Source organism: Lacrimispora sp. (assembly GCF_032078915.1).
Lineage (GTDB): Bacteria > Bacillota > Clostridia > Lachnospirales > Lachnospiraceae > Lacrimispora.
Window position 1 is genome coordinate 1 of the sequence record NZ_DAMAUN010000118.1, and the last position, 15,020, is coordinate 15,020.

Annotated in this window: 14 protein-coding genes; 11 read left to right on the top strand and 3 right to left on the bottom strand. The window is 38.7% G+C overall.

The annotated features are described in order from the left end of the window. The 4 genes from RT269_RS27190 to RT269_RS27205 all read left to right on the top strand — a co-directional run. On the top strand, positions 1–594 hold a 594-nt coding region (locus RT269_RS27190), incomplete at its 5' end, for a rod shape-determining protein (protein ID WP_313187392.1). Between the two features lie 232 nt (positions 595–826). Then, positions 827–3,052: an SF1B family DNA helicase RecD2 gene (gene recD2, locus RT269_RS27195; RefSeq protein ID WP_313187394.1), complete on the top strand. Its 2,226-nt coding sequence runs from the start codon at positions 827–829 to the stop codon at positions 3,050–3,052. 445 nt (positions 3,053–3,497) lie between these two features. Further along, complete coding sequence (locus RT269_RS27200; protein ID WP_313187396.1) at positions 3,498–4,208, top strand: ComF family protein; 711 nt, start codon at positions 3,498–3,500, stop codon at positions 4,206–4,208. A gap of 51 nt (positions 4,209–4,259) precedes the next feature. Then, entirely contained in the window at positions 4,260–4,751 is a 492-nt protein-coding gene (locus tag RT269_RS27205; protein ID WP_313187398.1) for a GNAT family N-acetyltransferase, read from the top strand. A gap of 87 nt (positions 4,752–4,838) precedes the next feature. On the opposite strand, the gene RT269_RS27210 is transcribed toward RT269_RS27205, so the two are convergent. Then, positions 4,839–5,189, bottom strand: coding sequence for a helix-turn-helix domain-containing protein (locus RT269_RS27210; RefSeq protein ID WP_313187400.1), 351 nt, complete (start codon positions 5,187–5,189; stop codon positions 4,839–4,841). Between the two features lie 301 nt (positions 5,190–5,490). Further along, positions 5,491–6,921 (bottom strand): sugar transferase, encoded by a 1,431-nt coding sequence (locus RT269_RS27215; protein WP_313187412.1) that lies wholly within the window; start codon positions 6,919–6,921, stop codon positions 5,491–5,493. Between the two features lie 649 nt (positions 6,922–7,570). Here RT269_RS27215 and RT269_RS27220 point away from each other — a divergent pair. The 7 genes from RT269_RS27220 (at position 7,571) to RT269_RS27250 (ending at position 14,684) form a co-directional block, all read left to right on the top strand. After that, the gene (locus RT269_RS27220) at positions 7,571–8,809 is read left to right on the top strand and encodes a nucleotide sugar dehydrogenase (protein ID WP_313187414.1); all 1,239 of its coding nucleotides are present in this window, start codon (positions 7,571–7,573) and stop codon (positions 8,807–8,809) included. 12 nt (positions 8,810–8,821) lie between these two features. After that, the gene (gene pssD, locus RT269_RS27225) at positions 8,822–9,271 is read left to right on the top strand and encodes a PssD/Cps14F family polysaccharide biosynthesis glycosyltransferase (RefSeq protein WP_313187402.1); all 450 of its coding nucleotides are present in this window, start codon (positions 8,822–8,824) and stop codon (positions 9,269–9,271) included. A gap of 30 nt (positions 9,272–9,301) precedes the next feature. Continuing rightward, positions 9,302–9,805, top strand: a complete 504-nt coding sequence (locus RT269_RS27230) for a glycosyltransferase (protein ID WP_313187403.1) — start codon at positions 9,302–9,304, stop codon at positions 9,803–9,805. 20 nt (positions 9,806–9,825) lie between these two features. Beyond that, positions 9,826–10,908 (top strand): glycosyltransferase family 1 protein, encoded by a 1,083-nt coding sequence (locus RT269_RS27235; RefSeq protein WP_313187405.1) that lies wholly within the window; start codon positions 9,826–9,828, stop codon positions 10,906–10,908. 172 nt (positions 10,909–11,080) lie between these two features. Continuing rightward, positions 11,081–12,211, top strand: coding sequence for a polysaccharide pyruvyl transferase family protein (locus tag RT269_RS27240; protein WP_313187406.1), 1,131 nt, complete (start codon positions 11,081–11,083; stop codon positions 12,209–12,211). A 517-nt stretch (positions 12,212–12,728) separates the two neighbouring features. Next, positions 12,729–13,493 carry a DUF4422 domain-containing protein gene (locus tag RT269_RS27245; protein WP_313187408.1) on the top strand — a complete coding sequence of 255 codons (765 nt, stop codon included), beginning with the start codon at positions 12,729–12,731 and terminating at the stop codon, positions 13,491–13,493. Positions 13,494–13,529: 36 nt separating this feature from the next. Continuing rightward, positions 13,530–14,684 (top strand): glycosyltransferase family 4 protein, encoded by a 1,155-nt coding sequence (locus RT269_RS27250; RefSeq protein ID WP_313187409.1) that lies wholly within the window; start codon positions 13,530–13,532, stop codon positions 14,682–14,684. A 116-nt stretch (positions 14,685–14,800) separates the two neighbouring features. Here the strand turns inward: RT269_RS27250 and RT269_RS27255 are convergent. Further along, on the bottom strand, positions 14,801–15,020 hold a 220-nt coding region (locus RT269_RS27255; RefSeq protein WP_313187411.1), incomplete at its 5' end, for a hypothetical protein.

Below are 15,020 nucleotides of genomic sequence, written 5' to 3' on the forward strand. Positions count from 1 at the left end.
ATCGGTGCTGGAATCGACATTGCAAAAGCCTGCGGCAACATGATCGTTGATATAGGCGGAGGAACCTCTGATATTGCAGTGATTTCTCTTGGAGGTACGGTAGTAAGCACTTCCATAAAGGTTGCAGGAGATGATTTTGATGAAGCCCTTGTCCGTTACATGCGAAAGAAACATAACCTTTTGATCGGTGAAAGAACGGCTGAGGAAATCAAAATCAACATCGGTGCAGCATACAGAAGGCCGGAGGTTTTAACCATGGAGGTTCGCGGGCGTAACCTTGTTACCGGTCTGCCAAAAACCATTGTGGTAACTTCGGACGAGACTCTGGATGCCCTAAAAGAACCGGCTATGCAGATCGTAGACGCCGTTCACAACGTGTTGGAGCGCACTCCACCGGAACTGGCAGCCGATATTTTTGACAGGGGAATCGTGCTTACCGGAGGCGGCTCTCTCTTAAGCGGTCTGGATGCCTTAATTGAGGAGAAGACCGGAATCACAACGATGATAGCAGAGGATCCGCTCACTGCTGTGGCCATTGGAACAGGAAAATTTATTGAATTCATGCATGGCGGAGATAATAAAACAGAATTTTAACCAGAAGGCAGGCAGATAGAAATATCGGTCCTGCCTATGGTTGACAGGACTGCTTTAGAACGACCCCGGCGGCATCGCAAGATTCCGGCGGGGCTGGTTTTGCGGCAGTCCGCTTGTATTTATGCGTACAACGAGCCGGGTGAAGATGTGTGGTCTTCATTCAGCGACTGGCGCGATAACGATAAGAAACCTGCAAAGCGCGTTTCGTTTCTTATCGTTTACGGGAGGAGCCATGGCAACAGTCTGCGGATTTGTAGAGAAAATTAAATACAGGAACGAGGACAATGGCTACACGGTACTGAGCCTCGTGGATGCTGGCGAAGAGTATACCCTTGTGGGAAGTTTTCATTACATAAGCGAGGGAGAAATGATTGAAGCCGTAGGTTCTATGACCGAGCATCCGGTTTATGGGGAGCAGATGACCGTAGAGAGCTATGAGATCAAGGCCCCGGAGGATACCGCGGCCATGGAACGGTACCTGGGTTCAGGGGCCATCAAAGGTATCGGAGCAGCTCTTGCCTCCAGGATCGTCCGCCGCTTTAAAGCTGATACATTCCGTATCATGGAAGAGGAGCCGGAACGGCTTTCTGAAGTAAAGGGAGTCAGCGAAAAGATGGCGATGTCTATTTCTCAGCAGGTAGAGGAGAAAAAAGAGATGCGCCAGGCCATGATGTTCCTTCAGGAGTATGGAATTACCATGAATCTGGCGGTAAAGATCTATCAGGAGTACGGACCCAGGCTTTACAGCGTGTTAAAGGAAAACCCTTACCAGCTGGCGGATGATATTCCCGGCGTAGGATTTAAAATGGCAGATGAAATTGCCAGAAAAGCAGGCATTTTCACAGATTCGGATTTCCGTATCAAATGCGGCGTGCTGTACATCCTTTTACAGGCTACGGCAAACGGTCATACTTATCTTCCGGAGGAAGAGCTTTTGTCCCAGGCCTCGGAGCTTCTTAAAATAGAGCCTTCTTTTATAGAAAAACATCTGATGGACATGCAGCTGGATAAACGGCTTGTCATCCGGGAGCTGGAAGGGAAACGGATTGTTTACGCTTCCCAGTATTATTACATGGAGCTGAATGTGGCAAAGATGCTTCATGACTTAAATATCAGGGGGCGGATGCCAGAAGAGGAGATCCAGACCCAGCTTCTTAAGCTTCAAAAGGAAGAGCAGATTGAGTTGGATGAAAAACAGGTTCAGGCAGTGGTGGAAGCGGTAAACAGCGGGCTTCTTATCATCACCGGAGGTCCTGGTACCGGTAAGACGACCACCATCAACACCATCATACGGTTCTTTGAAAGCCAGGAGATGGAAATTCTCCTTGCGGCTCCTACCGGCAGGGCAGCTAAGAGGATGACGGAAGCTACTGGATATGAGGCGAGGACGATTCACCGGCTTTTGGAACTGACTGGGGTTCCGGGAGATGACCGGTCCTTGGGGATGCATTTTGAGAGAAATGAGGAAAATCCTCTGGATGCCGATGCAGTGATCATTGATGAGACTTCCATGGTGGATATTCATTTGATGCAGTCTCTGCTAAAGACAATCAATCCGGGGACAAGGCTTATCCTTGTGGGGGATGTGAATCAGCTCCCCAGCGTTGGCCCTGGTAACGTGCTTCGGGATATGATCGATTCAGGAAGTTTTAATGTAGTTATGCTCACTAAGATTTTCCGTCAGGCAACCCAAAGCGATATAGTAGTCAATGCCCATATGATCAACAGAGGAGAGCAGGTCCCTCTGGGGAAAAAGAGCAATGATTTTCTCTTCATAAAGAGAGAGGACCCCAATGCGATCATCAATGCCATGATTACCTTGGTTCAGGACAAACTGCCTGGTTATGTTCATGCAAAGACCTATGATATTCAGATCATGACGCCGATGAGAAAAGGCGCCATCGGTGTGGAGCGGTTAAATACCATTCTACAGGAATATTTAAATCCCCCTGGAGATGGAAAGGCTGAAAAGGAAACGGCCGGAGTCACCTACCGGGTAGGTGATAAGGTTATGCAGATCAAGAATAATTATAACATTGAGTGGGAAGTCCGCAATAAGTACGGGATTCCCATGGACAAGGGTACCGGTGTCTACAATGGGGATATGGGGATTATTCGGGAGATCAATGCCTTTGCAGAGCTGGTAACCGTGGAATTCGACGAAGGGCGCATGGTGGAATACAGCTTTAAGCAGCTGGAGGAGCTGGAACTTGCCTATGCCATTACCATTCACAAGTCTCAGGGAAGTGAATATCCGGCAGTGGTCATCCCTGTTTTTTCCGGTCCCAGGATGTTAATGACCAGGAACCTGATTTACACCGCGGTGACCCGTGCAAAATCCTGTGTCTGCCTGGTGGGAATGCCTGAAACCTTCGGAGATATGGTGAAAAATGAAATGGAGCAGCGGAGATATTCGGGATTAAAGGACCGGATCTGCGAAATCAGTAGGTTAAATTAAATGAGAGAAAGATGCTATGTGAGTTTTTCTCTTTATTGCAGTGGATGCCGGGTGAACATGTATGCATGTTTGTTCGGCTCGTCACTTGCGTAAATTCTTTGGGGTGACAGGCTTTGGGTGAGGCGCCTATCTTATAGGTCTTTTATTTCTATTTTTAATTCTATTCTTAATTACTAGTTCTAGTTTCTATTTTAATTTCTATTTCTAAATTCTAGTTCTAATTTCTGTTTTTAAATTCTAGTTCTAATTTCTGTTTTTAAATTCTAGTTCTAATTTCTGTTTTAAATTTTTAGTTCTAATTTCTGTTTTAAATTTCTATTTCTAATTTCTGTTTTAAATTTCTATTTCTAATTTCTGTTTTTATTTCTATTTCTATTTACTGTTTTTAATTCCTTTCTTTAATATAATCTTTAATTCTATTCTTTTTTAAGGAGAATCTTATAATATGTACCCTTCTTTTTTCGTTGATCTACTATTTCCCAGACGATGCCCAGTCTGTGACGAAATCGTTATGCCAAAAGGCAGGCTGATCTGCCCGGAATGTGTGAAAAAACTATCATTTGTCAAAAATCCAGTCTGTAAAAAGTGTGGGAAGGAGGTCATAAGTCCTGACATGGAGTATTGCTTTGACTGTGTAAGGCATAAGCGCACCTTTGAGTATGGCAGGGCCCTTGTGAATTATGATGAAAACGCCGGAAGCTCCATGGCGAAAATCAAATATAAGAATAAGCGGGAATACCTGGATTTTTATGGGGAAGCGATCTGTGTCCGGTATGGGAAGCTGATCCGGCGCATGGAGGCAGACGTCCTTGTTCCAGTTCCGGTCCATCCTTCCAGGAAGAAGGAGAGAGGATTTAATCAGGCGGAGATTTTGGCCCGCAGGATTGGAGAACGTCTTGGACTCGTTGTTTGTCCCTCAATGCTGGTAAGAAATAAAAAAACCATGCCCCAAAAGGGGCTTGACCCTGCTGGAAGGCTTAAGAATCTGGAGGAGGCATTTTCAGCGGGAAAAATGATAGAAGGGGTAGAGGGGGTCATTTTAGTGGACGATATTTATACCACGGGAAGCACCATAGAGGCCTGTACGCGAGCCCTGAAAAAGGCTGGAATAAAAAGGGTTTATTTTCTTGCAATTTGTATTGGACGAGGTCAGTAGTTTGATGTATGATACATTTGTTAAGTCCAATCATACCCAGGAGGAAAGAATATGGTGATCAGAACCGCAGAAGAAAAGGATATGCCGGAGCTTTTAAACATTTATAATTATGAAGTGGAACATGGACTGGCTACGTTTGATTTAAATCCTAAAACAATGGAGGAGCGGCTGGTATGGTTTCGTGAACATAATGTGGGGAATCATCCATTGATCGTGGCAGAAGAAGATGGTAAAGCAGTGGGGTATGCCAGCCTTTCCTCTTACCGTCCCAAAGAGGCTTATGCAGCCACAGTGGAACTGTCCGTATATATAGATATGGACTACCGTCGCAGAGGAATAGCCGGGGAGCTGGCCTATGCAATCCTTGAAATTGCAAAGGAACGGGATGATATTCATACGGTCATTTCAGTAATAACCGGAGGGAACGAGGCGAGCATCCGGCTTCATGAGAGATTGGGATTTATACATTGCGGGACTATAAGGGAAGTGGGAGTAAAGTTTGGAAAGATGTTGGATATTGAGAATTATCAGTTGCTCGTTTAGAAATTATGCAATCAGATATAAAAGGAACATATTGCACTTCCCTTATAAAAGCGGAGGACTGCAATATGTTCCTTTTTATCTTTATCTTTATCTATTATCGTTGGCTTTCATAAATAATTTTAACATATCCAGCGCATAACGCCGCTTCTGATCACTGCATTGCCCAAGGAGGCTAATAACGGCCTGTTGTTCGCCCAGTAGTTCGTCGGTTTCTTTTTCTGATTCGGTTATTCCGTAAATCAGATAATCTAAAGAAACATTCAAACTTGATGCGATGCTTAGCATAGTCTCAACAGACATACCGCACGTTCCGCGCTCGATATCCTGACAATATTTATAAGCGCGACCAATTTTTTCTGCTAGTTCCTCTTGAGTCCAACCGATTAGAATTCGCCGATAACGTATTCTTTGACCTACTTCAATCTTGTTGTACTTCATTTATGACCTCTAAACTTTCCCCAATTTCTTTTTTATTAATCGAATATTAAGTGAATAAAGATATTGGTAACACCTGTTTTAAAAGTATATCACCAATGGATATTTAAATTACTGGAAAATTTTTGAAGAAGTAAAAGTATGAATTTGAGATGGTCTGCGGTGAAAGAGAATGGAGGCTGGTGGTTATAAAAGCTATTGAAGATATAAAAAGATATTATTGAAATTATGCAAATAGTAAAAGTTAAAAAAATAGGTTAGACCAGCGGTTTATTAAACCACTGGTCTAACCTAATTCTATAATCTATAAAGCGCCTTCCCTATAAGCAACTACACCTACTGTCTTCAGTAAGATTTTAATATCTAGCTTAAAATTCCATTCGATTATGTACTTCTTATCCAATTTGACTACTTCCTCAAAATCCGTAATGCTGCTTCTGCCGCTGACCTGCCATAAACCGGTCAGCCCGGGTTTGATTGACAGCCTTGCCCGATGATGCAGTTCGTATTTATTCCACTCATCTATTGTAGGAGGCCGGGTTCCGACTAGGCTCATATCGCCTTTTAATACGTTCCACATCTGGGGCCATTCATCCAGGGAATAATTACGCATAAAGCTTCCGATTCCCTTTTCGCCCCCTATAATACGCGGATCATGGTCCATTTTAAACATCATGCCATCTTTTATGCGATTCTGCGCTATCAGTTCCTTTTTGCGCTTTTCTGCGTCCATGTACATGCTGCGGAACTTATATATTTTAAATCTTTTTCCATTCTTACCGACACGGACTTGTGAAAATAGGATGGGTCCGGGAGAATGGATATAAATACAAGGAGCGAGAACCAGATATAGAAAAACGGCGATGATACAGCCAATGGTGCCGCCTGCAATATCCATAACTCTTTTCACAAAAAGTTGCTTTGAACTTGCCATGTTAATGCTGGTGGTCAGAACCGTATAATCCCCCATACGCTCCACTCTTTGTTTTTGTTCACTTATAGCAGTGATATCAATAAGATTCTGATGAACTGTTATACCCATTTCGATAAAACTATCGACGGTATTTTCTAATGGAGAAAAATCTCTTGGTAGATTTATAAACACTTCATCCACCCATTTACGGCGTACATAATTTACCGCATTCCTGAAATCGGAAACTACAGGAATTCCATCTATCTCATTACCTGTCAAATCGGCATCCGCAATAACGATTCCACTAATTTGAAAACCCTCATAATTGTGATTGCATACATTATTCAAAACCGTTATAGCCATATCCTTGCTTGTGATGATCAGCAGGGAACGTTTTCCGTTATTGCCTAATCCAGAGTTTTTCAGGTGATCTTTCCAGAATATTCTGATTAGGTATGAGGAAAATGCATAGAACATTCCGGTAAGAAGCAATATGATACGGGAATATAGTTCTCCAGTTTGTGTTAGGAAAAAATATGAGATAGTAAAAAGGATCACCATACTGGTATGCTTCAGCGTTTCAATTAGCTCTTTGTAATATCCTCTTTTTAAGACATCCTTAAAACTCTCAAAGAAAAATGTAACGATTATTTGAATCATAAAAAGAAGAATAGCCATATTTCGATAAAGAAATGTCCGGTATGGCCTGAAATTTTCTTGCCGGATAAAATAAGCCAGAATAAATGATATCTGAAGACATAATGCATCTAGAATTATGAAATCGATATATTTAAACCAGCCTTCATTTGCTTTTTTATACATCATCTCACCCCGTTTGCCATTTAATATTTGATTCAGATCTGGCGTTAATAACAGGTTATAAACGTACGTTTATAACCTGTATTAATTATACCCTTTATGGGGGGAATGTCAATGTTTGAGCGGGAAATAGTGAGGGTTTTCAGTTGATTTTTGAAGTAAAGTGTTACAAAGAAGTTACCGGTTACAAGATTAAAGTGAAACTTTTTATATTATGAGATTTGTAAGATAAAGCGAGATTTTTATTTTCTTGATTTAATAGAATAGATTGACAACACCTTTTATGACGGTATAATAAAGGTATGTTTTTAACGGTTATTTAATGAAATGTATCCGTTTTTTGTAGGTGCGTAGTTAATGATTTGGTTTAAATTCGCTTGGAAATGGATTTGCTAATGCAATCTCGTTTCTCGATAACTTGGAATAAAACAGATGACTAAGATATAACGTGGTTATCACTTGATTTTAATGCCAATAAATGCATATTGATGGGGATAATCAGATGAGATGTGAAAGGGTCCACTGGTGGTCCTATTGCCCGGAAAAATGGACGTAAAATGCGTGGATAGTAGTTACAATAAAAATATTTAGAAATAGATTTAAGAGTACTATCCGAGGGATTTGAGGAGGAATGGTTGTGAATAAGAAGGATATTATAGTAGCAGTCGCGGGGACCGGATATGTAGGTTTATCAATTGCAACGTTGCTATCTCAGCATAATGAAGTGAAGACTATAGATCTCATTAAAGAAAAGGTAGATTTAATCAATCAGAGAAAGTCCCCAATTCAGGATGAATATATAGAAAAATACTTTGCAGAAAAGAAATTAAATTTGGTGGCAACACTTGATGCAAAAAAAGCATATAGTGGCGCTGATTATGTTGTGATTGCTACTCCGACAAATTATGACAGCCAAAAGAATTTCTTTGATACTTCTGCAGTTGAAGCAGTAATTAAATTGGTTATGGAGTACGCTCCCGATGCTATTATGGTTATAAAAAGTACGATACCAGTTGGGTATACGGCAAGTATTAGAGAGAAGACTGGAAGCAAAAATATTATTTTCAGTCCGGAGTTCCTTCGTGAAAGCGAAGCTCTTTATGACAATCTTTTTCCAAGTAGAATCATTGTTGGGACTGACATGGCTGATGAGCACCTTGTTGAAGCTGCCAATGTTTTTGCGGGACTTTTACAAGAGGGTGCTATTAAAAAAAATATTGATACCTTATTTATGGGCTTTACTGAAGCAGAGGCAGTAAAGCTATTTGCTAATACATATCTTGCACTTCGCGTCTCTTATTTTAATGAACTTGACACTTATGCTGAAATGAAGAGTTTAAATACGCAGCAGATCATTCAAGGTGTTTGCCTTGATCCTCGTATTGGCACTCATTATAACAATCCTTCCTTTGGATATGGAGGCTATTGTCTCCCGAAGGACACTAAGCAATTGTTAGCCAATTATCAAGATGTTCCACAAAATATGATGTCTGCGGTTGTAGAAAGCAATCGCACAAGGAAGGATTTTATTGCAGATCGTGTGCTTCAAATGGCTGGGTATTATGGATATGTTGAAGACAACTCCTATGATCAGAAGAGAGAGAGGAAAGTTGTTATTGGTGTTTATCGTTTGACAATGAAGAGCAATAGCGATAATTACCGGCAAAGTTCCATTCAAGGTATTATGAAGCGTATTAAAGCAAAAGGAGCGACGGTGGTCATTTATGAGCCAACGTTTAATGAAGGGGATACGTTCTTTGGTAGCCACATGGTTAACGATCTTGAGAAATTTAAAGGGATGAGCAACGCAATCATCGCCAATCGGTACGATGATTGCTTGGATGATGTAAAAGAAAAAGTTTATACGAGAGATATTTTCCAAAGGGATTGAAGGTGAAATAGTATGAAGGTCTGTTTAGTTGGTTCAAGTGGTGGTCATTTGACACATTTATATATGTTAAAGCCGTTTTGGGAGAATAAAGAAAGGTTTTGGGTTACGTTTGATAAAGAAGATGCGCGTAGTCTGCTTGAAGGCGAAAAAATGTATCCGTGCTATTATCCGACGAATAGAAGTTTAAAGGCACTAATCATTAATACAAAATTGGCTTTAAATGTGTTAAAAAAAGAAAAACCGGACTTAATTATTTCATCTGGAGCAGCTGTTGCAGTACCATTTTTTTATTTGGGAAAACTTTTTGGAGCAAAATTGATTTATATAGAAGTTTTTGATCGAATTGACAAGCCCACGATAACTGGAAAAATGGTATGTCCAATTGTTGATAAATTCGTGGTTGAATGGGAAGAGATGAAAAAGGTTTATCCAAAAGCTGTTAATTTAGGTAGCATATTTTAATTTGATATACATGTTCAAAGGGGAGTAGATATGATATTTGTTACAGTAGGTACGCATGAGCAACCATTCAATCGGTTGATTGAGTATATAGATAAGCTGAAAGAAAAGGGCGACATTGACGAAGAAGTTATTATTCAGACCGGATATAGTACATATGAGCCTAACTATTGTAAATGGAGTAAACTTTTTCCATATTCTGAAATGGTAAAAATGGTTTCAGAAGCTAGAATTGTAATTACACACGGTGGTCCGTCTAGTTTTATAATGTCGTTACAGGTGGGAAAAATACCGGTTGTTGTACCTCGTCAAAAACAGTTTAATGAGCATGTTAATAATCATCAGATGGAATTTTCGAAAGCAGTTGCGGAAAGACAGGGTAATATTATCGTGATAGAAAAAATAGATGAACTTAAAAATATAATTTTAAATTATGAAACGATAGTAGATATAATGCCGGCAGGTCTGAAAAGTAATAATGAAACATTCAATAAAAAATTTAGCGTCATTGTTGATGAATTGGTGAAAAAAAATTAGTTGCATAAAGGAAGAAACACATGAAAGTTATAATTGTCAGTACTGTAGGACTTATTTATGATGGAATTACGAGTGTAATCCTTTCATATTTGGAGGAAATGGATTTGACAGGCATGGAAGTTTATGTCGCTGGTACGATAGAGGTAAAACCGAATATCAGGGAGAGAATAGAAGTTCTAGGATGCCACATAGTTGATTTGCCTTCCAGAAAAGTTAATCCCTTTTTTTATGCGTTGGAGCTGGAGAAGTTTATTCGTAAAAATCATATACAAGTAATTCATGCTCATGGAAATAGTGGAACATTAGCAATAGAGATGGTTGCGGCATGGTTGGGTGGATGCAATAAACGCATTTCGCATTCGCATAATACTTGTTGTGATCAGGTGAAAGCAGATAGATTGCTTCGTCCGGTTTTTAATTTATTTTATACGGATGCACTTTCCTGTGGTACTGCTGCTGGTAAGTGGCTGTTTGATAAAAAGCCATTCACAATTCTTACGAATGGAAGAAACGTGAACGTATTTACATATAATTCTGTGATCAGAAGAGCTGTAAGGAATGAGTATGGAATTAATGATGAATTAGTCATAGGACATGTTGGGGGATTCTTTGAACAGAAAAATCATAAATTTCTTTTGGAAATTTATAGGGCGATATTAGAACTGAAACCAACAGCAAAATTGTTTATGATTGGTGATGGGCCTTTGAAGAAAGAAATTGAATCAAAGGCAAATGATATTAAAAATAGTGTTATTTTCACAGGCACAACGGATAGAATTTCTGATTATTTGCAGGCAATGGATGGGATGTTATTGCCCTCTCATTTTGAGGGGCTTCCGTTGGTTGCAGTGGAGTGGCAGCTTAATGGATTACCGTGCGTTTTTGCTGATTCCGTTACTAATGAATGTGTCTTAACTGATACAGTAGAGTTTATGTCATTAAACGATAGCGCTGACCAGTGGGCAACTAAAATAATTGATATGGTAAAGCAAAGTGACCGAGCGAAAAATGCGGCTATAGCAATGCCTAAAGTGAGGGAAGCAGGATTTGATATAAAGGACTCTGCCGCAGTATTAAAAAAAATATATTTAACAAAGGGTTAAATGATTATAAATTATGCAAATAGTTGTTGCCATTTTCTATGGAACATTATATCAACTTGATTATTTTAGTCAGTATTCGTTGTGTTTGCATTTCTGTAACGCTTTGGAGAACTACGATTTGTGTTGATTGAAACTTATTCTTCGCAAAGGAGTAGAAGGAGGTGAGAAAAACATGAAAATTGGTGGGTTGACCTGGTGGAGAAATAATTATGGCTCCATACTGCAAGCATATGCAATGCAGATGGCGTTGAGCAGTTTTGAAGAGGTTGATTACGAAATTCTTTGCCAGTACGGAAAGAAAATAACGTCTATTGATAATCTGGTCAATAAGATAAAGAAAATAGGATTAAAAAATACGCTGAAACGAGCGTTCTGGAAATTTTTCTTTCCCGGATTAAAACAAAGAAATTATAATATTCAAAGGTTTGTTGATGAAAAGCTTAATGTCTCAGAGAAACAGTATAGCGAAGAATTGATAAGCCAAGCTAATGAAGATTATGATGGTTTTATATGTGGCAGTGACCAAATCTGGAACCCAACTCTTACACCAGTTGATAGTATATATTGGCTGGGATTTGCAACTAATAATAAATTGAAGTTTTCTTATGCCCCTAGCATTGGTGTAGACAGTGTGACAGAGGAAGAAGCAGAAAAAATACGGCAAAATCTTGCCACATTTCAAGTTATCACTTGTCGCGAAGAAAGCGGAACCGAACTTCTGAATCAGATTATGGGAGTAGAACGGTGTGTGACTGTACTTGATCCTACACTGATAGTTGAACGTTCTGTATGGGATGATTTATGCTTACCTCGTCAGTTTAAGGAACCTTATATCTTTGCCTATATACTACGTGGGAATATAGAACAACGAAAATTGATTGCGGCATTCGCAAAAGAAAGAAATCTGAAAGTAGTTACGATACCATTCCTTGAAACAGAACATATCAATCTTTATGATTTTAGCTTTGGTGATATAAAGTATTGGGATGCCGCACCAGATGGATTTATAAGTGCAATACGAAATGCAGATTATGTGTTTACAGACTCCTTTCACTGTATAGTATTCAGTTGTTTATACCATACCCAATTTTTTGTATTTCCAAAAGTTGGTGTAGCACAAATGAACCGTTTAACAGGATTACAAGAATTATTACATACGGGGAATCGGATGATTACGGAGAAGCAATCAGTTTTCGATTTAAAAAACATAAAGCAGATAGATTGGAGTAAAGTGGAAGTTTCTTTACAAGAAAAAAGGAAAACCTCTTTATACTATCTCAACAAGGCTTTAATAGAAAAATGAAGGGCGTCTATTTATGAGGGAAAAATTATTCTGTTTAAGGGTAAATATAACCTCTTATTTAGTTGATGCCACACTGGCAATAGATAAAGTTATGCTGGAAATATCGTTATCAGGAGGTGTTTTCTGCTACAAACGCAAGCACTTTTTCAGTGCTATGCCTTGCTATGTTAAATAAAATACTTCCACTTTATGGATAAAAGACTTGGCTGGATTCAAAATCTGTATAAATTATCATAAAAGAAAAATTGTAACAAAAAAGGATTTGACAATTCATTGGTGTAATCAACTTTTGTGAAGATCGCCAAAATGAATAAACCATCTCCAAGGAGCACTATGGGATGATGTATTGGAGATCTTTAGTATCAAGGGATATGATGGAGTAGAATACTTTATTTCAATAAATTGGGGTGGGCCGATATGCATATGGCTGGATATACGCTATTATTTTAAGTTTAATGATAGGTTAAAAGAGTGAAATAAATAAACCGGATAGAAAAAAGTTATTATGAGGTAAAGTATGAAGAACATAACAATGTATATGGTCACGCATAAGCCGATGGACAATATTCCGAACGGAAGAACCCCTATTATGGTAGGCGGGGGAAATAATGAAGGCGGATATTTGATGGATAACACCGGTGATAATATTGCAATAAAAAATGCAAATTTTTGCGAGCTGACTGCAATATACTGGATTTGGAAGAACGATAAAACTTCTGCATTTGTTTCTATTGAGCATTATAGGCGTTTCCTGATGAAACCATATTGTATTTATCCTAAAATTATAACACCAGAAGGGCTGATGCGATGGCTGAAAGATAATGATGTTATTTTAAGTAAACGTGTTGTATATGGTATGTCCTTGCTAGAATATTATCGGAGATGGCATTATGAAAGTGATTTGGAATTAGTAAGAGAGGCTATTGGAAAGAATTCTCCAGAGTATTTAGAAAACTACGATCAATTCATTAATCATAATGAGTGTTCAATGTTCAACATAATGGCAATTAAAAAAGCTGAATATGATAAATACTGCGAATGGTTGTTTGAAATTTTATCTTTTGTTGAAAGCAGAGTGGATTTATCAAAGCGTACGAATTACCAGAAAAGGGTATATGGGTTTCTGGCAGAACGGTTGCTTAATGTGTGGGTGATACATAATCGACTTAAAGTAAAGGAGTTGCCGGTATATTATTTGCAGGATTGCAAAGTAAAATCATTTTTAGTTACAACCAAGCGAAGGATGCCTCGAGTAGTTACTCCGTCGGTGCCGCGGAGATAATTTTAAGTATAAGGTAGATGACAATGGAGAGTGAGCATGAATATTTTATTTTTTGCGTCAGATAACAATAAAACATCCGGAGCGTTTATAAGCTTAACGAGATTATGTGCATTGCTGAAGAAGCAGTATAGATATAATGTGTATGTTGTTCTACCAAAAGAAGGGGAAGGGCAAGAACTTCTGAGTGCGAATGATATACCCTTTTACATTGTGCGGTCTTTTAATTGGACAGAAAAAGTTGGAGTTAAGCATAATTTGAAATATTGGGTAACCCGAAAGGCAAAAACCGTTTTGAATAAAATTGCACTTCTTAGGAGTCGCAGGTTGATTCAAATGTTGGCGATTGATATAGTACATATTAATACGACTTGGACTTACATTGGTGCACAGGCGGCACTTCAAAGTTGTAAACCTTACGTATGGCATATTCGAGAGTTCTTGGAAGAAGATCAGAATGTAACCATGTGGAATAATGAATATGGGTATGATTTGATGGCAAGAGCAAATAGACTAGTTGCAATTTCAGACAGCATTTATAACAAGTATACACGGCTTATTTCTTCTAAGAATCTTGTAAGAATTTATAATGGAATAGATGAAACAAGATTTTATGATTGTGACCATCAGATTTTACAGGCGGAACAGGTGAGATTAGTTATTGTTGGTTCGGTTAGTGAAAAAAAAGGACAACAGGAGTTAGTGGAAGCGTGTAAGATACTAAAGGAATATTTTGGACGTTCTTGTTTTCACTTAGACATTGTTGGAATTGGACAGGAACTTTATATTAATGAACTGAAACGACTAGTATATCACTATGGGTTGGTTAAGTTTATAACGTTTTGGGGTTATCAATCCCAAACTGAAGAATATTACAAAAATGGCGATATAATATTTGTATGCTCAAAAGCGGAGGCTTTTGGTCGCGTTACAGTGGAAGCGATGCTGGGTGGATCACTAGTCGTGGGCGCCAATACGGCTGCAACCTTAGAACTAATTAGTGATATGAAAACCGGAATCTTATATGAAAGCGGAAATGCAAGAGATTTGGCAGAAAAGATGAACTGGATACTCGATAATAGAGCACAGGCCCAAAAAATTGCTAATCAAGGTCGAGAATATATGTATGTGAACATGACGGCAAATATCAACGCAAAAGCTATAAATGATTTATACATACGCCTTTGTGACTAAATTTATGTGTCTGAGATTATTCGCAGAGAGCGAGGTATTAATAGCATGACGTTAAAATTACAGGGGAAAAATGTTAGAGAGCAGTTCCTATATTTTTTTATAATATTATTTATGTCTCATAGAGGGTTACTAACCTTATTTGCTATTTTGTTTGGATATTCATCACAGAGATACAGATATGTAAAATACTGTATATTTTTCTGTTTGGTTATGTTGATTTGCGTAAGTATAAAAACTTTAATTTCTAGGATTAGAATTGATGCAATTATATTATATTTTATTTTGTTTCGCTTAAGTTTGTGGACATATTTGTTTGGAAGTGGAGCGAAAATAGTT

Excerpts from the sequence above, each read along its gene's own strand:
- recD2 (WP_313187394.1), top strand. The coding sequence starts at position 827 with ATGGCAACAGTCTGCGGATTTGTAGAGAAAATTAAATACAGGAACGAG.
- RT269_RS27200 (WP_313187396.1), top strand. The coding sequence starts at position 3,498 with ATGTACCCTTCTTTTTTCGTTGATCTACTATTTCCCAGACGATGCCCA.
- RT269_RS27205 (WP_313187398.1), top strand. The coding sequence starts at position 4,260 with ATGGTGATCAGAACCGCAGAAGAAAAGGATATGCCGGAGCTTTTAAAC.
- RT269_RS27210 (WP_313187400.1), bottom strand. The coding sequence starts at position 5,189 with ATGAAGTACAACAAGATTGAAGTAGGTCAAAGAATACGTTATCGGCGA.
- RT269_RS27215 (WP_313187412.1), bottom strand. The coding sequence starts at position 6,921 with ATGTATAAAAAAGCAAATGAAGGCTGGTTTAAATATATCGATTTCATA.
- pssD (WP_313187402.1), top strand. The coding sequence starts at position 8,822 with ATGAAGGTCTGTTTAGTTGGTTCAAGTGGTGGTCATTTGACACATTTA.
- RT269_RS27230 (WP_313187403.1), top strand. The coding sequence starts at position 9,302 with ATGATATTTGTTACAGTAGGTACGCATGAGCAACCATTCAATCGGTTG.
- RT269_RS27235 (WP_313187405.1), top strand. The coding sequence starts at position 9,826 with ATGAAAGTTATAATTGTCAGTACTGTAGGACTTATTTATGATGGAATT.
- RT269_RS27240 (WP_313187406.1), top strand. The coding sequence starts at position 11,081 with ATGAAAATTGGTGGGTTGACCTGGTGGAGAAATAATTATGGCTCCATA.
- RT269_RS27245 (WP_313187408.1), top strand. The coding sequence starts at position 12,729 with ATGAAGAACATAACAATGTATATGGTCACGCATAAGCCGATGGACAAT.
- RT269_RS27250 (WP_313187409.1), top strand. The coding sequence starts at position 13,530 with ATGAATATTTTATTTTTTGCGTCAGATAACAATAAAACATCCGGAGCG.